The sequence below is a fragment of the Endoryza foliicola genome, assembly GCF_050589245.1.
GTDB classification, from domain to species: domain Bacteria; phylum Bacteroidota; class Bacteroidia; order Chitinophagales; family Chitinophagaceae; genus Endoryza; species Endoryza foliicola.
Map to the genome: position 1 here is coordinate 1 of NZ_JBOBEW010000001.1, position 24,501 is coordinate 24,501.

The window sequence follows — 24,501 nt, forward strand, 5'->3', positions numbered from 1 at the left end:
TGGCTTCCAGCGGTATAGGAGCGGTTTGGCATCAACATCCCGAACGGATAATAGTCGCTGGCACTGTTGATATCCGCTAGATACGAGTCTACGGTTGAACCTCCGGCGCTTACCTGCTGTCTGCGATCGGTGATCGTAACCAGCACATTTCCTAAATGATTGCTTAATTCAAAGAGCTTTTCTCCTCTAGTAAAATAGCGTTTTATAAAGTTACCAAATTCATTTGAATTCACCTTCACCACAGAATCTATGTCATTATGTCGGGTAACCATGCCCAGTCTGCTACTTCCGTACAAATGGGTTTCCATGAGCTTCAACGTCGTATCTGTACCCACCGTTCTCACATATACCGCCATTACATTCCCACTGGCATCCCTTACATAAGCCGTCGTATCCGCGGCCGTCATTTTCAATATACGGTTGCCCGATGCATCGTATTTGTACGAGATCGTTGCTCCGCCCTTTGTAATCGTACTGATCTTGCCGTATACATTCCAACTGATATTGGTAATGTTCTCAGAACCATCCGCTATCAAATTACCAATGGCGTCATATTGATAGTTATTGTCATTCTGCCCCGTCTTAATATCGCTATAGGCTGCATTGTTCGCAGCAGCGTCTACCACCTTGTGCAGCTTATTGGTACCTGCCGTATAGCTATAGGTCATGTTGTCCATGGTAGTGGCACCCGGTGCACCGTTTCTCAAATAGGTCAAGATATTACCATTCGGATCGTAACTCACCCGCTCCTTATACGCTTCTTGCTGGGTTAGGGCGTAGTTTGTGTTTCCAATGGCCAACCCATCGAATAGGTCCATCGATACAATTCTGTTCAGTTGATCGTACTTGTAATTGTACACCTTCGCTCCTCCCCCTAGTACCGGAATATTCACCGACATGGCCGCAATATTTCCATTGTACAAAGGTGCCGCACTAGCGCCCAATTTGCTGATGATGGAACCGGCTGCAGGTGCATAGCCAATGGCTCTATAGTCGCCTTCGTAATAGTTCAAGCTATATCCAAACACATCCTGTGCCACGGGGAAAGCCTCTGTAGAATCCGTTCCATTGGTAAAGGTTCCTGATTTTACAGGGTTTACCGCTTTGATCCAACCCTGCAGTGTATACACAAAATCCAAGCCTTGTACACGCAGTTTACCCAATTCCGTTCTTGCCAACGGCCCGTGCTTGTAGTAATTGTAAGCGGCCTCTCGTTCCGGGAAAATAGCCAGCATCACCGAGTCGCGGCCACTGACTACTTCTATTAGCTTATTCTCCGCATCGTACTTATAGCGGTGGTGGTATTGATCAACCGGAGTAATCCACTTCGCTAGAACAGAGTCATAATAATCGGGCTGATACGTCACTTGATTCACCTTGCCACTCACCAAATCATAGAAATAAGCAATCTTTTTGAAGCGATTGTTCTTATTGTTCATGATATTTTTCACAGCACTGGTGCTTCCAAAATCTTGCACCAAGGTATCAACATTACCATGAATATCATAAGTATAATAAGAGGCAGCCGCCGGAGTCATATTGGTCAACTGTTGAGCCGTATCATAGATCTCGGTATAGCTCACTCGGTTGCGTAGGTTCTTTTGAACCACCACATACTTACTTAAGTTCGGATTAGCTACATCATAGGTAGTCTTGGTAATTTGAGACTTCGTACTGCTGGCATTTACCACCCAAGTATTAAGAGAAGAGGGGCTCTTACTCGTACCATTGACCATTACAGTGGAAGCAGAAAGCTGTCCTACCTCACTAATTCTACCCAAGCTATCGTAGAGCGTATAACTGTACACATTGGTGCCCCCTATAGCCTTTTGTTTGGCATTCTGACTCACCACCAGTCTTCCCAAGGCATCGTACCAGAACTCACTCATACCACCATCAGGTGTTTTTTGAAGCACTACTTGGTTTAAGCTATTGTAATTATAGCGCGTCACCAAACTGTGAGCAGGCACCAACACCGTACCATTCGCACGGGCTGTTTTAACGTTGTTCAAGAAAGTAGTAGAATAATCCGGATTTACCCCTTTAGGCGGAACAGTTTTTATAAGATTACCTGCCTGATCGTAGTAGTAAAGGGTGAAGTGGTAGTCAAACATCGACTCCTTCAATTCCATCGTCTCAGATACACTCGTAGCTGTTGACATATAAGAATCGAAGAAATTATCTAAGGTTTGCTGCTTGATTACATCAAACAATAACCCTGCTGTAGCGCCTGCTTTCTCCCTAGTAACTGCGCATTTAGAAACTTTTGGAATATAGGCCGAGTCATAAAGTTTGGTAGATGTAAAGCAGATCTTTGTTGGAATCACAGGTGGAGCATTGGTATTAGCTGTCACTTGTGTTCCGAGTAGATCGAATCTGCCTACGTCGCAAGGATTGTTACTACTGGTCCTCAAATTTGCCATGTCTTGCCATGTAGTCTCTAGTCCTGTCTTAAAATTCACATACTTCTCAAACAATACATTGATCGCAATAAGAGAGTCTGATAAATTTTCGGAATAAAAATTTGGCCGCTTTGATACACGTAAATAGAAGCTATCCTCAAGTGCTTTAAATTCGGTACAGGTATAGCATTTACGACTCAAGCTATCAAATCCGCAGACTAACGGAATGGGCAGTGTAAACAAAGTATCTACCGGTATCGAATAGGAAGACTCAAGATTTCCTGAACTACCAATCTTCATATAGTAGGAACCACACTGCTGAAGGGTTTGATATAAAGCTACTGAAATGGTGTCTCTGTATAGCGAATCAAGGTATCGATTTATTTTATACAAATTTGCTGTGTCGGATGTGGGTCTATTCGCTGCAATCATTTCTAATTTCAAGGCAGCAAAACGTCCGCAATTACATGAGTCGATACTAGAAACCAATACCGGGGCAACACTTCTGTTGACGCCGTGAGGTCTTGGGAATCCGATATTGTAAGGGTTACAAACAAAACGTGAAGAACCAAGTCCAAGGCTATCAAAAACAAAGTCGACAGCTTTTTCAAAACTTAAATAGGTTGCGCCTGCTGTTTTAGAAGGTGCTACAGTAGAAGCTCCATTCGGGTTGGAAGCATCAGTTCCACGTTGACATACATCCAACAACTTCGCTGTAATACTATTCAAAACAGCTTCCTTCTTCGTTTGATCATAGGATGCTAAAGCGGGGCATTGCAATAGTGCTGTTCTCCACATGTCAATATAACTGGCACATTTATTAGTTAAATCATTTGCAGCAGTTGTAACTGAACTCGGAATGCCAGCAGGGCTGGTAATGGTTGCCCAAGAGCCAATGGAATAACCAGGATTAGCCTTATCAATTAAATTAAAAGACTGCTGTCTATTATTGACAAAATATACTCGGTACTGTAAATTAATAAGAGAATCTGTAGCCGAAATAGGCTTGGTTTCGCTGATCTTTTTGTTGATCAGGTTTAATCTCTCTTCTAAATACGAACTCTTAAAATTACCCCAAGCTTCTTCCTGCAACGTATTTGTAAGTAGCACCGTAACACCGGAAGCAATCGTTAAACTAGTTCCCACGGTGGCCATCGTTTTAGGCATATTTCGATAGCAGAGACCTCTTGAAGCAGTGTCTTTCTTTACAGCGCAACCAACCGCATTTCCATATGCTACTTGCCACATACTCCAACCATTCTTCCAATTACTTGAAACGTAATTGCTCATGGTAGTTGCATCTGTTGAAGATGCGATGTTGGTAAAAAATGGATCAGAAGGAAATGGGTTGAAAGCAGATTTTAAATTGTTAACACTATCATGAAAATTAAAGGTCGCTTTCAAATTATCCTGCGCATATTTTAAACGTTGGTACTCAGGATGGTATTCGATCAAGGAATTAGACCATGAATTATAAAAAGCATCTTCAAACTGATCTTGAGTCATGGTGCTAAGTGCCGCACTGTCTATCTTCTCATTAAGCCCCTTGTAGTCTTTATACTTAAAATCAACCGCGCCATTGTTTTTAGGATACTTATAGTAAGGTTTTCGGTTGGAACCGGTAGCATAAAAAGTTGAGAAAATATTAAACTGTTTATCTAAATCGTTGTCCACCGTTTTCTTGGCATACTGACCACTATAAGGTGCCATATCAGCCAACATCATCTCCTTAATTTGATCCAAATAAGAAGAACGATTTGGGTTAAAGATCAAACACGCAGTCGAATCTTCTACATATTGACTCCGTAATTCGATAACTAAGTCGGGCTTCAAACTGTCAACTACAGTTCCTAACTGGGCGGCCTTTTTTGCTAGAAAAGAGGCATAAGTTCCCAGACTGTCTTGACATGCTTGAGCAGAAACAGGAGAAACAGCAATCGAACAATTGCTTTTCAAAGAGTCAACTGCCACAATCGAATCAGTAAGTTGCTCGAACGATTTACAAATACCAATCCCCACTGTATTGTAATACGCCATGAATGCTTTTAAAGAATCTTGGTTGATGGTCAGTGTTTTTCGAATAGTATAGGAACCAGGAACCAAATTGAAACTGTCTTTGTAGTTAATCGAATCCTTAGCTAGATAGGTTTTCACTCTAAATGCCGTATCACTTGATTCTTCAAAGATCGAAACTTGTAAGTCGTAGTAGCAATTAAACGAGACCGTACCTCCACCACATTTTGGAAGAACCAAGGTTTTTTTAGGCTGAACATAACTAAGGTTATACATGCCGGATTTCCCGACTAGAATAGTATTCGTTGCTTCAACTGTATTTCCCTTAACAGTGTTAGTGTGCTTGTCTAATAGATTTCTCGTTATTGAGCGAGTATTTTGATTGGGATATTTTGTGCTATCCAAAAGCCTTCCATCTTGCATTCCGGTTGGAGTTGGTCCGGTAAGAGCGGTTGCAACCGTCTTTCCTCTCATGTCAAGATAACTAATGCTCATTTGACCATTTGCATCCCTAACCATATTCTTAAAATAGTGAGATGCATAGCCGGCTTCAGTTCCAAACAGGCCATCCAATTCCTCTTGCGATACCGTTCCATAGTAATAACGTGTGTCATGATCCCCACCCATCGCCATGGACTCACCCACACCACTTTGACGCATAATTCGGCCGGTAGCATCAGGAGTATACCTTGTAACTGTATAAGCATACCCGTTTGCAAGGGGAATATTTTTATTAATACCCTGACTAACCAAAGGATTTAGCGTACTATAGTAGTTCCCTGTACCAACCGTTGTATCAAGTTTGTTCACTGCAAAGTCCGCAGCATTGGAACTAAAATCGAAAAACTGCGTCATATCGTCGGCACTAGATGACTGACCATTGAACTTATTCAATCCTATGTAATATTTCAGCACACTGTTCATGGTAGGTGCTGGCAATATCTGTATTGCAGGTCTCCCCGCTCCATCATACAAAGTTTCAGCTGCCACAACTGTTGAAGAAGTATTGTCCTTGGTAACCGTTTGCCTGCTGCGTAAAGATCCATCATAGTATTGAATCACCGTTTTACGTTTACCTTCTTCGGCAAAGCTTGTAGTTGACTGCCAGTTTAATGAAGGTGAGTGGCCTTTAAATGCATAGAACACAGGAGTAGACCAAGGTCCATCGCTTCTAGTTCCCGATTGCTGAAAATTCACTGCACGAACACGTGTATACAACTTTCCTCCCCCATCATAAAACAACGGTATGGAATAGCTACTATCGTACCGACTAATAGGCAAATCGATTCTTGTAGAATTGTTTCTAAACAACAATTCTGTGTTCAAGCTGCCGGATTGACTGTAAAAGGCTTCCATCGTACTATCCACCCAGGTCCATTCCAATTGAACAGCATTTCCATTTGTTTGTGGTGCTAGTGTCCACTTTACTTTCACCGAATCAATCTCATTGATAGTTGCGGGATCCAATACTGCAAGCGTTGGAACCTTATTGTCAGCCAATTCATATGACCTAGACGCATCCATGATGTTTTCTAAACGCAATACTTGCTTTGTATCAAAACTCAATCCGTTAACAGTTGTAGGAGCTGTTACACCAATAACTGTTACCTTCACATACTCGGCGTTTTTGAACGAAATATAGTTTTTAGCCTTGTATTTTTGAGTGCCGTTTTTGGTATAGCTAATATCCAAAGTATATGTTTCGGCTGCGCTCAGGTCGTTTGAGGTATGCCCATATTGAACTTGAAACGTTACGCTCGCCGTAAAATCGCCGGGAATAAACAAACTAGTTTCCTCAATAACACTTAATGCAATAATATTAGTAAGAAAGTGCGCCCTTGAATTTGACCCATCTTGTACATACTCTCTGGTACTGATTGCATTAACTGTCAAAGGTATCACTTCGGAGCTCGTATTATCGTAAACAGGAACGCCTAAAGTTTGATTAAGCTGGGTGATGGGCACAACAGAAACCGCCATTGTACTCACTCCTGTACCACAGGCATTTGTTTGGGTGTAGCTCAGGCTCGCTGTACCAATAGCCTTACCCGTCATTGTACCGAAACTATTGATCGAAATAATACTGCTATTTGAGGTCGACCAGTTTCCGCCTAAGGACGTATTGGTTAGTTGATTGGTAGAACCTAAAATTAACTGTGTACTTCCTTGAATGGTTCCGCCTGTTGGAGTTGTCAGTGCGGTAGTTGTAATACTATTACTGTTGGCTGACCGTCCATAAGTTGAAACTCCTACGGCATAGTATGAATTCGAAGTACTGGATGAAAAACTTGTGCCAGTTCCTACTAATGTATTACTACCATTATACCATTGAATAGTACCTGAATATCCAGATGCAGTTAAAACAACACTCGCCCCATTACAAAGCGTAGTTGAAGTTGCAGCTGAAATTGTTGGTGTTGTTGGCATATCCAATGTAACGATATTGCTACTTGTTGTTTGTCCATTGGATGTAACAGAAACATAGTACTTTGTTGTTGCGGTAACTACACCTGTAGTATAACTTGACGTGGTATTGGAAATGGCTTGATAGGTGGCTCCATTATCTGTTGAATAATACCACGCATAAGAATAAGTTCCGTTTCCAGCTCCTGCAGTACACGTCAAGGTATTGATTGAGCCGTTTCCACTTGGAGTTGTATTAGTTACAGCCAAACTTGCCGTTGGCGCAGACGTCACATTCACAACAGAAGCACTGCTGGTTACCGATGCTCCATTGCTAGTAACGATAACTCGATAAGAAGTTGTTGCAGTAAGTGTAGGTGGCGTGAAGTTTGCCGTAGTGGCCACATTTGTCCATGTACTCCCATCCAAACGCTGCCATTGAAAAGTATAAGTACCGCTCCCACCAAAAACTTCCGAATACAGTGTTGTAGGTTGACCACCACTAGTTATTGTTTGAGTAGTAGGATCAATTGTAACAGTCAACTGAGGATATACATTTACAAAACCGGTATTTGACGAATACGCAAAAGCCCCTGCTGCATCTGTAACCTTTCTTCTATAATAAGTTGAAGATGTCAACGCATTTGGAGTATACGAAGTACTATTTGTTCCACTAATATCAGTCCATGGACCTGTGCTAGAAGGTGCTGACTGCCATAAATAAGTGTAGGGAGTGGTTCCGCCCGTTGCACTAGTACCTGAAATCGTTGAAGGGTAACCTCCGTAATTGATATTTTGAGTACTAGGAGAAAGCGATTGTCCTACCAACCCACCGGGCAGATAAGGGATATACGCCGCAATATCCGTGTTTGCCCAATCCTCACTTAAATCAACCGATTCAACAGGGCTTATCGATAATTTACCAATATTATTTTCTTTCTCATAATTTGAATCCCACCAAATGAACAGACGATCCGTAGATTCCGAGCTGGGACGTACACTGAAAGCACGATCGTCGCCTTGCTTTTGAGCTGTGAACTGAGCTTGACTACCTATACAAATCGTCAAAAACAGAAAAATACAAGAAAGAAATTTCATATCAATTTTTTTGAACTATAATCAATGTTTCAACTAGTTATAATTACTATTGCTTAACCAACCGAGATTCTTCAGACATTGCACTCGTATTTGATTGCGACTCTTTAGTAATTCTCCGAAATATAATCGTCGAAGTTATAGACTGACTAAATGTAAGGTCACGACCAATAGCACCCGGAATATTTGTAAACGTAATACCATCCGTAGAACTTTGCCATTGAAATGAATATGTAGGTTGACAGGCACCACCGATTGGGTCCGCACAATGAAATACGTAACTAAGAACATTAGAACTCCAATACTGAATTCGTTCGGTTGGTAGAACCTCTCCGCTTACCAAACCAGTAATGGTATTAATATAGACCGAAGAAGAATTACCACCGAAACTTGCTTCAATCTTATTGATACCTAATGAATCCCACACAACCAACACCGCACCAGGATACTTTAGATATTTCACAGAGTCACCTGATTCAAAATGCCCACCTGTCACTTTTATCATTACACTATCGGTTCTACTCTGTCTAAAACTCAATTGATATTGACCCACGCTTGCTACTTCAACACAATCAGGCCCCGAAATCTGAACTTGTGAAAAGGAAATAAATGACGATAGAACCAAAACAATTATTAACAAACAATTTTTCATAATAAAGCATTTAATCAATAAATATCAACTTATAGTATGCATACTGATCAGTAAGTTTGTACTCAGCATTAACTTTCCCAATAACATTATTCATTTTAAAAGGAGTTAAGTCATTAGATACTTTTTCTCTTTGATATAATCTAATATTCATAACACTTGTTTTCTTTAAGGCTACAACCTCACTTTGTTCTACTATTGCTTCTTCTCCAAATTGTTCTTTATAAGATGATGTTTTTGTCTTATCAACCAAGTCAAGTTCAGTTTCTTCTTGAACGCAACTTATAAAATCAAAGGTCTTAGCTACAAACACAATTCGAAAAACAGACTCACTCATGTCTTCTTTACTAGTCTTTTTCTTAACAATAACATACTCAATTGAATCCTCCCTAGTGATTTCCTCTTTTATTTCCCAATCCTTTCTCAATTGCTTTATCAAAGAATCCGATTTCATTAGAAAAAAAGGGGCATTCGTTTCTGCTTTAGAGGTCTCCTTCTTAGTTGCAATTACTTGCCGATTATCATTGTTAACTAGAACAATCAGCGAATCATTAACAAATTGCTCTACAGCTCCACTGGTTAAATAGGTCGCATCTCCCATTTTTATCGTCTTAAACCTAACTGTTGGAGATGTTTCTGAAAGCCTTCCAACACTTTCCTTTTTAGTTACTTCAAAATCTAGCATTGATTCTTCATTACTCAACTTTTGAATAACCGCAAGCAAAACAGCCCATTTGTCTTTTGATGAAACTCTATTTTTCTTTTGCGCCAAAACACCTTTTGCAAAAAGAGTAATCATACTTATTAATATAACTCTACTGTAAAAACTCATAATTATTTCTATTTAATAATTTTTTGCAAAGCACTTCTAGTTTCGTTAATCGTTTTAATACCCTCCTTAGTTTCTACTTTAGTCCGAACCAACGTCCCTTCGGGATCGTACTCATAAAAACTGGCATAGTTATTCGCATCAATCTCTGACGTCAGCCTTAGATTGACCGGATCATAAACATATCCCTTAACATTCGAATTGAATGGATGCACACGTATATCATCAAAGTAAACAGATCCTGAGCCAGTATTCATAAAGCTTAATTCAATATTTGTAGTACCAAAAGGAACTGTAAATACTGCTTCATATCGTTGCCAGCCGTCAATAATAGGCCCTGTTGGGAGAAAGTTTATCGTGGAGTTAGAAGTCCCCAAAAACTTTAATTGAATTTGATTATTCGTATATACTGCTTGCTTACACGGAATATTTGTTGACAGATTTCCACAATTTTCACGTACCCAAGCACTTAGAACCATTTTCTTCTCTACAGTTGGGCTGTATACAATCTTAAACATACTATCAGAAGCATTAAACGGTTCTGTATAACTACAATTAACGACCGTAGAATACGTGCGGAAAAACTGAATGGAATTTGAAGAAGGATAGCTATCATCAGTCACAGCAAACTTATCCTGCATCAAATAAAGCCCACCTGCTCCAAAATTACATGAGCTTCCTGACGAACACGAATAGTTCCTTCCGCCAACCAAAAACTGCATCGTCATTACGTATACTCCTTTCGGTAGACAATACTGTCGAGTTTTGATATAGCTTGTACCAGAAACTGTACTATAAAGAAATGTCCCTGGATAACTTATATTATTGACTGTGTCTACTATTGTTACAGTGTTTATTTGAGGGAACTGCGTGCTAGAACTCGGTGCAATAAAAGGGTTTGTTGTTCGAAAGTTAAACTTAAAAGTTCCTTCGTTTCTTACTTCGATATATTGTTTGGTCGTTACAGTGTACGAATAATTTACTGAAGGCATGCTTCCAGAGGTGTAGTTTGAACTGGATATGAAAGGCTCTATTGTATACTCTACACCACCTACATTACTTCCCGTATTATAAACGGTATTTGCGTTTGTAAATTGAAGAGAAGCACTACCCGGATTAGAACCACTAACCTGCCATGTTACACTTGATGATGTTGATTGAATTACCCCTCCAAGCGTCCCCTTTACCAAAGTCGGAAGTGGTCTTGATACTGTGTTTAGACGAAATTCCTCTTTAGGAACTTGAACAGGAATATTTAATATTGATGTCCCAGACACAGAAAGCGCATATTTCCCGGTATGTGCTCTAAAGCCTAAGGTATCAGTATCTACGATTGATGCATTTGTTGCTCGGGAGAAATCAATGTGCCTTACCGTTTTATTAAAAGTTGTTTTGTTAATTGATTCCGAGTATTGATAATCTTCGAAACCTTCAACAAAAAACTCATAATATCTTGAGTTATTTGCGATAGCAACTGGCAAAGTCTTATTGTATCCATATTGGGCACCTGTGTAAATTCCAAGTGGATCTACCGTCTCAACTTCAAGATTTTTCGAATTTATATGAGCGATCTTACTATTCCAAACCCAACTCTTGTTAGTTGTATCAGGAATGAGGTTGTTCATGGCATTAAAATCCCAGTACAATTTCATGCTATCCAAATAGCCGTACGATGAGATATTAGTTTGAGAAATAGTATCTTTTTCCTTACGATTGTTGTAAAACACCAAAGATCTGTACTGTTTAAAATTCCCAAGTATTCCTTTTAAATAGGGATTAATGCTCTTTTCCAAGCTTCCGTTTTCATCTTCAATCCACACTAATTTACATTGGCTTGTATCAAAAACCAATTTCACCTTCGGAAATACATCTGCTTCTGACAACCATTTTTCTTTATACTCAACAGCTGAAGTATTTATCACTTTGCTATTGGAATTTATTGTCAACTTACCTAATTCAGTTGGGTTAACAGCAGAAACTACAGAGGCCGCTCTGTCGCCAAGTAAATTACGTTTCCCACTTCTTACTACTCTAAATGTAACCTTGTTCAGTGTAATAAACTGGCCACGTTCATCAATAAAATACAAGTCGCGTGTACTATTTGTTAAAGAAGAACTATTCTTATTCTTATCAACAACCCACATCATCTTGGTTGATTGTGGTGTAGAAAGATAGAAAAAACATTCAGAAACATTATTACTACCAACACCCATAATGTAAATCTCATCACCGCTTTCAAAATTGCTAAGATTGACAAATCCTGAAATAATTTTACCGTCCTGAAAGTCAACATCTTTATAGACTAAATCAATATTCTTGTAGGCTAGTCCCATTCCACTATACGCCCAATATGCAGGATAACTTGTATTGTATATTGGCTTTTTGAACTCATTATTGGTTCTGGAAACAATCACATCTCCGGTGTAAAAGTCATAAGCCAAATTTTTAGTAGAAACAACACTACCTTTGTCTTCAACAATTATACTATCCAATATCGAATGATAGTTAACTACTTTAGTTGTAGTAATGGCCCTATATATAGACTCTGACTTGCCAATAGTAGGCCATACTGTAATCAATGGAAAAATCCAGCCTATAAAGTCAACATTTGCTTGTGCTTCAACGGTTTTACTGTTCATCTTGAACTCTCTGGCGTCGGTCATTAGCTCTACATCAACACCCATATTTCCCTGTACCATTTTACCACTGCTGTCCGACAGAATAAAATTCACTTTATCGTTTAATCCATTCTTCCCCGTATTAGTGTAGAAATTTTGAGTATAGCTAATTCTCGTAGCAGTATCATTCTCAGCATAAGAGGATTGACTCTTCAATTTACCGTGCATATCATTTAATACCACCAAAAAGCCCTGAGAAATAGCCCTATAATCAAATGTTATTTTGTGAAGGAAGGAAAAATTCAAGCCATTGTCGTGTGCTTCTTTATTTGCATCCGGATCTAGTTTACTGTACTGAGTAAAAACAGGAAAATCTTTCGCAGTGTAATACTCAGAAACCTGTTTACCTACACCAGATCGAGATTTCTTATTGGTCATCGTTTTTTTAAGAGATGTAACAGAAACCTTCCTATAACCAACTAAAGGAGACTGAAACAGTGCATCTAATATTGGCATCTCTATTGCATCGAAGTTCGTCGGGCCAAGTGGGACTCTATTTTCAACTTTTAACATAGTCTGCCATGGGTTCTCATCACCTCCAATACTAGGTTCATAGGAAGCTACACCACTACTAATTTTGGCAGTACCGAAATCCGTACTCTCTATTGTAGAGTAGTCATAGTTCTGTCCATAAACGCTAGTATATTGACTTGTTAATTTATTCCATTGGTCGCTTATTGTAATAGACTTTACTCTATGCCCGCCTCCATATTTGATCATGTCCGGCACATTCAATCGTACAAATGAACTAGAGGTGTCTATCAATCTCGCCTTTCCGTCTCCACGCAAAACCGTGTATGGCTTTACTCCCAGATTGAATAGATTCGTTAATGCAGCGTTCATCATAACACCTATTTGTTGCATGCCACTTGTATTAGAAACATCATAACCCGGATATGCCTGACCCGGTAGGTTTTCAATCAAGTGCTCCATAATTTGAAGAGAGATCGGATTATAGCCTCCAACTTTGTCCAACTTTATCCAAGCCACGTTGTCCTTTCCACTAACCAATCCATAACTTCCACTGCTAAAAGTGGCGTAACAAGGGATTGTCTCCTTGCCTTTAGGCATAGTTACCGTAATTCGAAAAGCCAATTGCTCTATTCCTGATAAATACCGATTAAACAAATCCGTTACACTTGAAACTGCAGTTGGAAGTTTAACGAATACATAATCACGTTCGAGACCTCCATTAAAGCCATATAAACTATTATCATATCCGGCACTGGAAGAACCAAAACCAAGAACGTTAACCATGTATTGTGCCCGCTTATTTTGCACAAATGAATACTCATCAGCTTCATAATTTACCGTAATCTCTCCACCTGAAGGAATGGTAATTCGTTTTAAACACCATGCACCCGCATTTGCATCAAGTTGCTGTTTTTTCGACTTATCTTGGGGCGTGTATGGAAAGTCCGCATTTGGAAGGGATGCCGGATTAAGACTTGATGCTTTATAAACACCCCAGCGATCTGAAGTATTAGGACTGTAATCAGGGTTGGATGTTACATCAGAAGTATCGTTATAGGTATATTTGAAACTATACTTATTTATAAAAGACTTTCTAACACCATTATAGGTAAAAAATAAGGAGTCTAGTGTGAGCTTTCCCTTCTTACCGTCCGTCGCTGTTGCATGATCCGGTGTATTGTTGCATAGCTTATATGAGTATCTAAAATGAACCGTTTTAATGGGTCTCGCCCCTGTCAAGCCATTTTTCTTCAAATCGGCTTTATTAAACAGTGCAATACTATCCAATTTTTGAGAGCTGCTATCACTCGCATCTATTTGTCCATATTGATTTAATGGTCCTTTTGAATCATCCCTGTTCGAAAGATAAAAAAAGGCAATCATGCTTTTTGACTCAATAGAATGGAGATACCAACTCTCTCGTTCTCCATAAGACACAAATGCCTGATCGTCCTTTACCTCAGTCTTGCTCCCAGGCATGAAGTTCGCACTATCACCCGCAGTAAGCGGCGTTCTCCATTTGTGGACTAGAGGCGAAACACCATCACCAGCTAAAAGTTTTGAATAGTTAAACCTAACAGCTGTTCCCAAATCATCTTCAGTAATACCATTATTGGTCACATCAACATAATCACTTGATACAAGTCCTGTCAATAAAAAACTGTGCGCATACGCCGGAGTTTGAGTTATTGTTACCGATCCGTCTCGATTCGCGCTCGTACTTTCTGTTAATAGCGGTGAACTCAAGCTCATTTGAGTTTGATTGATCAGCACTCGAGAAGGAACTGTTGTATAGGAATTATCGACAGAAAATGTAAAATCCTTTTGAGTAAGATTGTAAACAGGGATGCCATATATATAGCGCTTACCATCAGCCTCAGTCACATTTATCTGAGAAATATGATTGCTTTTTCTATAACCATCAATTCTCTCAAATTCAGTATACCGAAGATTTTTTGTTAAAGAGTCTAACCGCTTCTTCAAATCATAACTCCGAATCTTCCGATCCATTCCAATCTCCGATGCTTCTTTTGCAGTTAAGAAACTAATCACTTGACTCCGCTTATTTCTCTTCTCGGAAATTCTTGACCCCGCAATTGGATTCGACTTAATAAGTTGATTGTACTTATTATACTGATTCAATGTTGGTACAATCTGAGGTTGGGTTTCACTACCCCCAATTTGAAACCTAACTAGATCTACTCCACCGATTTTTGAAATTCTCTCTGAATCCAAAAAACTTGATTCCCCAGGGTTTCTAAAGTAAACTCTTTCAAACGTGGAATCACTGCTTAAAAAGTTAAATGAGGTCTTGATATCATTGCCCTTTTCCCAATCTCCCCAAACAGTTGGAGTAGAAATTTGAGAGAAACTACCCCCAAAATGTGCCCACGGCCCAATATCAATACCAGCAGAAATACTTTTATCTTTCGAAGTTGTTCTTTTATCTCGCATGTAGCCGTAGTCGTTTCTATAGGCCCTAAAACTTCCTCCCGTACCTTCACCTTGAATTGAAAACACATCATAAGAATATTGCGGTGCTGAAACAATGGGCGTATGAGCCGTAACTTCTTTATCATTTAATCGATTAAAATCCATTACAACATTTGGGTTTCCAACAGCCTTTTCGCTATATATATATCCCACCATTGCTTTTTTTTGCACTTGATCTTCAGGCTCAATTGTTGAAGTCTGGCCAAATAGCTCTGTTGAAGCACCTAATCGAAATCCAGTTCCTGGACCAGGACCTATTTCGAATCTACCAGCCCAAGACTTATTGGTGAGTACAGGCCTCAAAGCAGGAATATAGCTCGGCTTTAAAAAGCTGATCGAGGAAGATGCCATGTTGCTAAACCCTACATTGGATTTTTTCTCCGCATTGTCCTTTTCCTTTGTTTTACTGTAAGAGCGTTGTTCAAAGAGTGACATCTCTCTTAAGCCAGCTCGTGAACTATATGAGGTTGCAACACCAATCCCTTGACTCATATTGTCATCATTTTCAGAATAAGAAAAACTCAAAGATGCACGCAGTCCTAAACTTGCTCCAGACCGAGAGCTTGTATTAAAATTCATTCCTAGGTTCAACCCTAATGTAGCTGAAGTATCCTGCTTAGTTGAATGTCCTGTGGAGTTATTTCGCAAGAGATTCTGTGAAATATTAAAATTCCAACTCGCTCCCCCTTCAACTGATGGGCCAAGTTTATTGTTCAAAGTAAAACCGAGAGAAATAGTTGGCATCAACTTCTCAATAGGCTTATTACCTGCGAATTCAAAATCGAGACCTATCTTAGCGCCAAAAGTTCTATTCTCTCTTACATTTTGCTGTTGAACCAACGTATCGCTACCATCAAAATCATCAGGTACCCCACGCATGCTTCTATTGATATTTCCAGGGTTGATATTCCAGCCAAGCCCGACCCAACTCGCTTCCTGCTCTGGATCAATTCCAGCAGTATAGTAAATATTTACAGGATATCCACCAACATCCAAGAGCGGAATGTTATAGCTGAAGTCCCCGGTAAATGTATTTACCATATTATCTACACCAACAGATTTGAATGAACTCATCTCGGGTTGAGAAGGTCCTCCGATATACACCTTGTTTTCTGCTTCAGGGGCTACATCGAACTTAGGATATTCACCGACTTTCTCGGGTGTTATCACAAGTCCTTTCTTCGCAATACTATCAGCCTTACTATTTCTAAAACTGGAACTACTTTTAATGAAAGTAGCAGGCTCAGATCGAACCCCTGCCCATGCTTCGCCAATCAATGACCCGTATAAGATCCAAAACAATAAAGCAGCAACTTTCTTAGAATGAATACTTAAATTCTGTACCATGGGAGATCGCTTATTTCTTTGTGTAATTAAAATTTCCTTTGAATACTATTTCGTCACCATTTAACACCTGAACAGTGTAATCTTGTCCCGAACGAATTTTACCTTTTAAAGCCGCCGTTAAGTAATTCCCTCCATAAAACACTTCTTGCTCTTTTGACCATATCAACTTACCCTTCGAATCACGAACTACGATCAGCCCTTTATAAGTTTTGAGATATGAGTAAAACAATACGCTCAAATCAGTTGATTTAAGACTAAAATGACTTGCAGCTTCTGTACTCTGCTTTAATTCAAAGTAAGTTATACCTTTTACAATTGGCGCCTCTCTATCCTTCCCCGATAAGGAGAAAGTCCAAACTTCACTTTCCATCGCGGGATTCAATCCGTTTTTGGCATAAACCCGCCATGCATAGACTTTCCCAGTATCTAATTGCCGTTGCGTTGTCGGAAACTGAAGATTACTCTGCATCACTCTTCTTTGAAAAAGCACTGGCATATTATTTTGTATGGCTTCTAAAGGAGATTGATTGGGAAACACTTCAGTTAACACAAGATCATAGTTCAAGTCTTGAAAAAGCTGAAGCGGCGCGGGAGGTATCCACGAAAACAATGGTTTGGATTCAACCAAACTCGCACTGTCAGCTGGATATATCAATTGCGGTCTGGTCAACGCATCTACTGTTACTTGCACGCACTCTTCGGCAGAATAACTCTCCAAGTAACCGGGATTATTAAAAATCGTATAACAAACCTTGTAAGACCCCAATGGTAAAAAGCCCTGTAAAAATCCATTTAAATTAAATCGAGGAGACACCGACTGATATTGAACGGGCTCAGCATCAGAAAACCGGATTGCCTTGCCTCCGCGTCCTAATGTAATCGGTTTTGAAACGGACGCAAACAGCAGTTGATTCTCATTGATACTGTAGACGCTTACACCCACGGCGATTTTTTGATCAGCCGCACCTGCATTCATGAGTGTTATGCTCCACAGCTGATGCTTGGTTACCAGCCCTCCCGGGATCTCAGGAGCAACGATGGTCACTTGAGAATAGGCCCCATAAACCAACAACAGACTAAGTATTACCAACTGTATTTTTCTCATTTCTAGAATGTTTTATAGTATGTTAATCGACCATATTCGTTTTTCACAATTGAATTCAACATATAAGGCACATAGGTCCTATCAAATGAAACAGAAACATCACCCAAAATCCCAACTTTGAAATTTATGCTCCCTCCATACCCCTTGTACAAACTCTTACTCCCTTGCAGAACGCTTAACTTTAGATTAGAACTTAAACTCAGCCACTGAAAAGGAGAATAACTACATTCGGTTTCAACTGTGTTAAATGCTGTTCTATTTGACACTTGTGAACTCAGGTTCAACCCCACCATTACCTTCTTTAAAACAACAGAATTTGACCATTGAACACTTGAAAAATCATTCAGATAAGAACCACTATCTTTCGAGCTTCCTTTAAACTGATTAAACATCAGCATACTCGTCCCAAACTGCTTCCCAATTTTAAAGTTCTTAACAGCAGTAGCCATTAAAGTCCAGTATTGATGGATGCTCAGGCTGTTGTCTGAAAGTTTTAACACCTGCTGTGTTGGATAGTATCCAATGGAAAAAAACGGCAGCTTTTTAAATCTGAAACTAGCAAATGCCGATGCCACAATGTTTGTAGAACGATATGTTAGAATGGAAAAAGGATTGGAATACTCGTTTTGCTGTATTGATCCTTGAAACTGAATCTGCTTCTTCAGAAAGCTTTGTTTCACCTTGAAATGCCATCCAATTTGATAGCTTCCAGTATTGATGACAGAAAAGGATTGATATTTAGCGCCCAAATATTTTACACCGGCTTGAACAGTAAGATCAATTTTCTTAAAACCCTGAACGTATTTCAATGAGTACGCTTCGTTATGGCGTTCAGAAAAATTCGAAATACCGCGCATCCATTTCACCCCATTCAGTGTATCCAAAACATAATAGGGAGCTGAAGATTTAGCTATTTCCATTGTCAGCAAACCATTAGAACCAATTCGTTTGGCTGCTTCTAAGCTAATACCGGCTAAATTATTCCCCGGCTGTATTAATTGATTGCTTTGAGTATTCAGAATAGAGTTAAAACTTTGTCGTTGCCCATAGAAATAACTCAATACAACATGATCTTTATCTATGAATCCTTTACCCACGCGAATCATCGCGAATTTTTGACCCTTTACCGAGGCATTTCGAACAATATAGTCTCTGAACCTGAAATCAATCTTTCCGGCCGTTACCGCAAAATAGTAGCCTGGGTTAACCTCCAAATTGATTCCATTCAGGCTCAACTGACGAACAGTTAAATCGGAATAATTCACAACCGTTCTACCCAGTGAAACTGTTTTCACTGACAACAAAATCTTGTAGATTCTTGCCAGTCTTGCATTTCTTATATTACTAGTGTCAAACACATTCTCCTCCGCCAATTTAGAATAATCTAAATTTTTATAGGATTGTATAGAATCCCTCGCTGCTCCTATTTTCTTTTTCAGCTTTTCAATTTTGTTGATCAGCGAATCGTACTTTTCCTTGTTGGTATCAACCATTCCACGTAACCGAGAAGCAGTATCAAATTTTGGAGAGGGAATTTTTGACTGTATGCTACTTACTGAAGAATCACCCTTATGCTGAAATGACTTAAAAAAAATCATTCCCTTTTTTTCACGACGACCACTCAATGCACGCAGCGAGTCTTCGTACAAATCATATTTCGTCTCTTGTTGCTGGAGAAAAAGCCTTTCATTTCGCTCTGTTTCAACCTGGGGAGCATTCGGCATTGAAAGACTCATGTACTTTTCCGTAAGATCGGGAGTAAGTGGCTTTACAAGAGCTAATAGAGAATCAAGTTCTCTTTGATAATCACTCAATCTAGTATTCACCTGATCGCGAAAAGCCCTGAGTAAAAGCCTTTTAAAATCTTCGGCATTGTAATTTAAGCCCAGGTCAAAATAATCTTTAAAAAGCGATGAATTATTAAAGCGATAGCTAAAATTGATATTAAATGGATATCGCTTCTTAAACACGCCCTGTAAACGGCCCTGAACAGTCTGCTGCATAAGATTTCTCTCAGAAACAGGGGTATCAATAAAAGCCTGATAATTATTTGTGTAACTAATGTACCCTGTTAACGTTAGTATATTATGACGAGAAAAAGTCAGATTGGGTAAAATACTAGTATCCCCTTGAATGGGACTAGCTTGTGGTTCATTTACAATAATATATCTCAGTGATGAAAAGTTCTTACAAGATGACAAGATGGGGATAGAGAAGAATCCACCGGAACCAAGCTGGGAGAGCGTATCGGCCGAATTCACTATACGGAAGTGTTGGCCAGCAGTTTGAGCTCGGTTAAGGTTCATAAACACAAAGAAAGCTAATGCTATACAAACAATGTATCGCAAAAGAGTACTTTAAAAGGATGAACAAAAAGGTTTAAAAAAGGCGTCAGTTCAATTTCTCGATATGAATTTACTTTTTATTTTGATATAAAAGCTTTTTGCGCAACAAAAATTTTTACTTTTATTAAAAACATAAGTGTATGTACCTACATTAACACTATCCATTACCTAATGAATTTATCAAAAAATATCGAATAGGCGAGAAGTAAATCAGAAAATACAACTTAACACACTGCCCAAGTTTATATGTAGAGATTATTTGCTTGATAAAACATGCTTTGATAAAATGGCTACCAGCAGCACAAGAGTCAGAATCGTGCGCATAACTATCAATTTATTGTAGTGTCCCAAAACCAGGCCTCCCAAATATTTGCATTGAAAGCAGGAGTGCAAAAGAAAAACAACACAAACAAAATCTAACCAAATTTATCCAAATTCCAACTCATAGAATCGGCTAGGGTATGCGCTTAAATTAAAACAAAAATCCCGCCATTTGGCGGGACTTTCTACTATCATTAAGCGAGATGCTTATTGTTTTGTTTGAGGCTTCGCAGCACCACCGTTAGGAGCGGTTGGCGTTGGATTGTTGGCCGGAGTTTGACTCGGCAACTTGATGCCCAATTTTTTAGCCACCAATGGCAATAAATCTTCTGCAGGAGGAGCTACAATCAACACTTCTCTTTCAAATACATAAGAGAATCCGTTTTCTTTAGCTGCCGACTGAACTGCATCATTAGCTTTCTTCTGAATAGGCGCCAACAAACGTTGTTGTTCATTTTGCAATTGCTCTTGAATTCTTTGCTCTTCACCGGCTAATTCCTGATATGCTTTTTGTAATTCAGCACGCTTTACAGTTTTTACTGCCTCAGAATATTTTGCACTGTCTCTATTGAACTGCTCAATATCAGCATTCAACTTAGCTTCTTTGTCTTGAGCATTTTGAATCAAAGCTGCTCTTAATTGTTGTAAAGAAGAATCTGCTTTTTTAGTTTCTGGCATCAGAGAAATCAATTCCTGAGAACTGATATAACCAATCTTTGTTTGGGCACTGGCTGATGAAGCGGCTAATAAACCTAGAGCCAATACTGCTACGGTAAAAATTCTTTTCATGTTTGCGTTGTGTTTTAAAATTCAAGCTTCGGACAAGTCCGAGTGTATATTCTAAGTTGAAAAACTTACTTGAGTCGTTGCGTCCCTCCGCTTCTTTAACAGATTCTTTGGAACTTATTTAACCCCCAATTCTCTCAAAACATCTTCACTCTTGTCTAACTTGGGGTCGGCAAAGATAACGGTAATTCCTTCACTTTTATCCAAAATAAAATCGTAAGCCCTTGCCTGTGCTATCTTTTGGATGGCATTGTATACTTTATCTTGAACAGGTTTTACCAGTTCTTGTCTTTTTTTGAACAGATCGCCCTCAAATCCAAAACGCTTGCGCTGCAAATCGCGCAATTCCTTCTCCTTCATAAACAACTCATCTTCACGCTTTTTCTTCAATTCATCGCTCAGCATTACCTGCTCCGCTTCAAAATCCTTGTACATTTTGTCCAAAGTGCGCTGACGCTCGTCAATTTCACGTTGCCACTGAATGCTAAACTCGTCTAATTTCTTCTGAGCATCTTTGTACTCAGGCATTTTGTCGAGGATGTACTTCGTGTCAACAATTGCATATCGTTGCGCTTTCAAACCGGCAAAACCCATGAACAGGGCCATGGCCAGAAAAAGGATTTTTTTCATACAGGTTATATTTATTGGTACTGACAATGAAACGATTATCGAGAAAATTACGTCACACTTGCCTTAATAACAAATAAGACGCGTATTTTCTCCATTTGGCTGCTTCTTATTGCGGCTCAAATCCTAACATAAAGGTAAATCTACCGGCATCTTTAAAGCTGGTACCGGGTCTCAAACGGTCAAACCCTACACCATAGTCAAATCCTAATAAACCAAACATCGGCAGGTAGAAACGAGCTCCCACACCGGCACTTCTTCTCAAACGGAAAGGATTGTAACTCTTATAATCGTACCAACCGTTGGCCGCTTCAAACCAAGCCATACCATAAATAGTACTGCTAGGGTTCAACGTGAATGGGAAACGCAATTCAACAGTGTATTTATTGAACATGGTGAAGAACTGAGAAGCGGTTTGCTTATCAGGGTTCACTTTAGGATCTGAGTTGTCGTAAACCGGATAACCACGATGAGCGATGATATCGTATCCTAAGATGAAGTTACCATTCGCCAAACCGGCATCACCCACTTGGAAACGCTCAAACGGAGAGAAATCCAATTTCGGATTGTATCTGCCCATGAATCCATATTTCGCAGCAGCACGGATCACGAATTGACGGCTCTTGTCTGCTCCCAAAGCGCGACCGATAGGAATGAACCATTCTGCAGTCATATTCCATTTGTGGAACTCCGGCAAACGGTAACCGTCTTCTTTGGTAACAGTTCCTTGCGATTTGAACAAAGAATAAGGAGGCGTAAACTGAGCACTCAACAAGAAGTTCGATCCACTTGTTGGGAAGATCGGGTTTGGACCCGCTGAGTTACGTGCCAACGCCACTTTAAAGTTTACGTTGTGTGAAGTACCATCCGAGATGTTCGCAAAGATGTAAGGATACTTACGCAGTTTGTACTGAGTATAGTTCAAGGAGTATACCAAGGTAAAGAAGTCATCAGGCCATTTCAATTGCTTACCCAATGAAATACTCGCACCAAAGTTCTTCAATGAAGAAGTATCGCTGAATACGTAACGATTGGTAGCATAGTTATAACCACTCTGACGGAACACACTCTTGTACAAGGCAATAGTCAAAGAGTTTCTCTTCTTTCCACCCAGCCAAGGCTCGGTGAACGAGAAGTTATAGGTTTGGAAGGCCTTACCATTCGATTGAATACGCAAACTTAATTTTTGTCCATCGCCGGTTGGTAAAGGATCCCATGATTTTCTATTGAAGATATTCTTGATCGAGAAGTTATTGAACGATACCCCTACTGTACCGGTTAAACCGATACCACCACCCCAACCGGCACTCAATTCCAATTGGTCACTCGATTTTTCTTCCAATGTATATTGAATGTCCACTGTTCCATCCTCAGGATTAGGAACGGGATTGATACCAATTTTTTCTTGGTTAAAATAACCCAATTGTGATAATTCACGTTGCGTACGGATCAAATCGGTACGGCTGAACTTCTCACCGGGCAAAGTTCTGATCTCACGACGAACCACATACTCTTTGGTTTTTTCGTTACCGGAGATCGTGATGTTTTTGATAGTAGCTTGCGGACCTTCTACCATGCGAATTTCAAAATCGATGGTATCATTATATACCGCTGTTTCTACCGGATCAACTCGGAAGAACAGATAACCATCGTCCATATACAAACCACTGATATCGCCACCTTCTTGAGAAAGTTGCTTACCCAGTTTTCTGTTCAAGGTTTCGAGATTATAAATATCTCCTTTTTTGATTCCGAGAATGAAGGTTAGAATGGAATCAGAGTATTTGGTATTTCCTTTCCAGTTGATATTTCCGAAATAATAACGACGGCCTTCATCAATTTTGATATCGATGTTCATGTTACCCTTGTCGTTAAAGTATTGGGTGTCTTTTACGATCACCGCATCACGATAGCCCAAAGAGTTGTAATAATCGATCACTTTCTCTTTGTCTTCCTCGTATTTCTTATCGTTGAATTTTGCAGAACTGAAGAGTTTAAAACGGAAATAAGGATCCATGAACTCCTTTGTTTTGGTAGGAGACAGGAACCCTGCATCGCTTAAATATTCTGCTGTGGTATATTTTTTAGATTGACCGTAGGTGCTGGAATCTTTGCTAGGATAAAGGGTGAGGCGACTCATTTCTTTCGTACCCTTCATCTGCTTTTTGATTTTCGCAGTAGAAACAAAGATGTTTCCGAAAGTCTTTACGTCGTTGATACGAACTTTTACGCCCTTAACGATATCGAAAGTAAGAATGATGGTGTTGGGAAGTGCGGGATCAGGTTTTTCTTCAATTTTTACTTTAGCGCTCTGGTACCCTTTTTCAGTGTAGTATTTTTGAATGTTTTGGATGGCGCTCATCTTCACGTTCTCTGTAACCACTCTACCTACTACTAATCCAGTTTTACCTCTCAATTCCTCGTCGTCAGATTTCTTAATGCCTTTCAAAAAGTATTTCGACAGGGCCGGGCGTTCAGAAACTCGAATTTCAAGAAACAGATTCATGTTTTCCAACTTGGTAAAGTAAACTTGTACGTTTGAAAACAGGTTCTGCTTCCACAAGTTAGTAATAGCTTTAGAGAAATTATCTGCTCCCGGAAGTAATACTTTATCACCCACATTTAATCCGGAGATTGAAATCAACAATTGCTCGTCGTAACGTTTGGTACCTACCACTTTAATTCCTGCAATTGTATATTCCTTAGGAACCCGAGAGTTCATAATGTTCAAAAGATCGGGGTCTATTGAGTCGGGAACAGTATCTTTTGAGGTCTGAGCAGTGGCAAAATTGGCGATGCCCACCAAAAAACAAAAAAAGATGAATGAATAGGTAAACGTACGCTGCATTCCGGGTTGTTTAAGCTGGGGCAAATTAAAGTGATTTAGTTGAAATGGTTTGTTAAATAGTCGCTGAAAATCGCTCAGAATAAGCT

General features: G+C 39.6%; 9 protein-coding genes. All 9 read right to left on the reverse strand.

Annotation, left to right across the window (positions count from 1 at the left end; all coding sequences use genetic code 11):
- On the reverse strand, positions 1–7,916 hold a 7,916-nt coding region (locus ACQ2HE_RS00005; RefSeq protein ID WP_472846350.1), incomplete at its 3' end, for a DUF6443 domain-containing protein.
- A 46-nt stretch (positions 7,917–7,962) separates the two neighbouring features.
- Positions 7,963–8,538 (reverse strand): hypothetical protein, encoded by a 576-nt coding sequence (locus ACQ2HE_RS00010; protein ID WP_430901829.1) that lies wholly within the window; start codon positions 8,536–8,538, stop codon positions 7,963–7,965.
- Positions 8,539–8,575: 37 nt separating this feature from the next.
- On the reverse strand, positions 8,576–9,361 hold the full coding sequence (locus ACQ2HE_RS00015) for a hypothetical protein (RefSeq protein ID WP_430901827.1): 786 nt from the start codon (positions 9,359–9,361) through the stop codon (positions 8,576–8,578).
- A 41-nt stretch (positions 9,362–9,402) separates the two neighbouring features.
- Entirely contained in the window at positions 9,403–16,383 is a 6,981-nt protein-coding gene (locus ACQ2HE_RS00020) for a hypothetical protein (RefSeq protein WP_430901825.1), read from the reverse strand.
- Positions 16,384–16,393: 10 nt separating this feature from the next.
- Positions 16,394–17,488, reverse strand: a complete 1,095-nt coding sequence (locus tag ACQ2HE_RS00025; protein ID WP_430901823.1) for a hypothetical protein — start codon at positions 17,486–17,488, stop codon at positions 16,394–16,396.
- 2 nt (positions 17,489–17,490) lie between these two features.
- Entirely contained in the window at positions 17,491–19,794 is a 2,304-nt protein-coding gene (locus ACQ2HE_RS00030) for a hypothetical protein (RefSeq protein WP_430902415.1), read from the reverse strand.
- A gap of 567 nt (positions 19,795–20,361) precedes the next feature.
- Positions 20,362–20,943 carry an OmpH/Skp family outer membrane protein gene (locus ACQ2HE_RS00035; protein WP_430895791.1) on the reverse strand — a complete coding sequence of 194 codons (582 nt, stop codon included), beginning with the start codon at positions 20,941–20,943 and terminating at the stop codon, positions 20,362–20,364.
- Between the two features lie 114 nt (positions 20,944–21,057).
- A complete protein-coding gene (locus ACQ2HE_RS00040) occupies positions 21,058–21,570 on the reverse strand; it encodes an OmpH/Skp family outer membrane protein (protein WP_430895789.1) in 513 nt (170 codons plus the stop codon).
- 106 nt (positions 21,571–21,676) lie between these two features.
- The gene (locus tag ACQ2HE_RS00045; protein ID WP_430895787.1) at positions 21,677–24,415 is read right to left on the reverse strand and encodes a BamA/OMP85 family outer membrane protein; all 2,739 of its coding nucleotides are present in this window, start codon (positions 24,413–24,415) and stop codon (positions 21,677–21,679) included.
- Between the last annotated feature and the right edge of the window lie 86 nt (positions 24,416–24,501).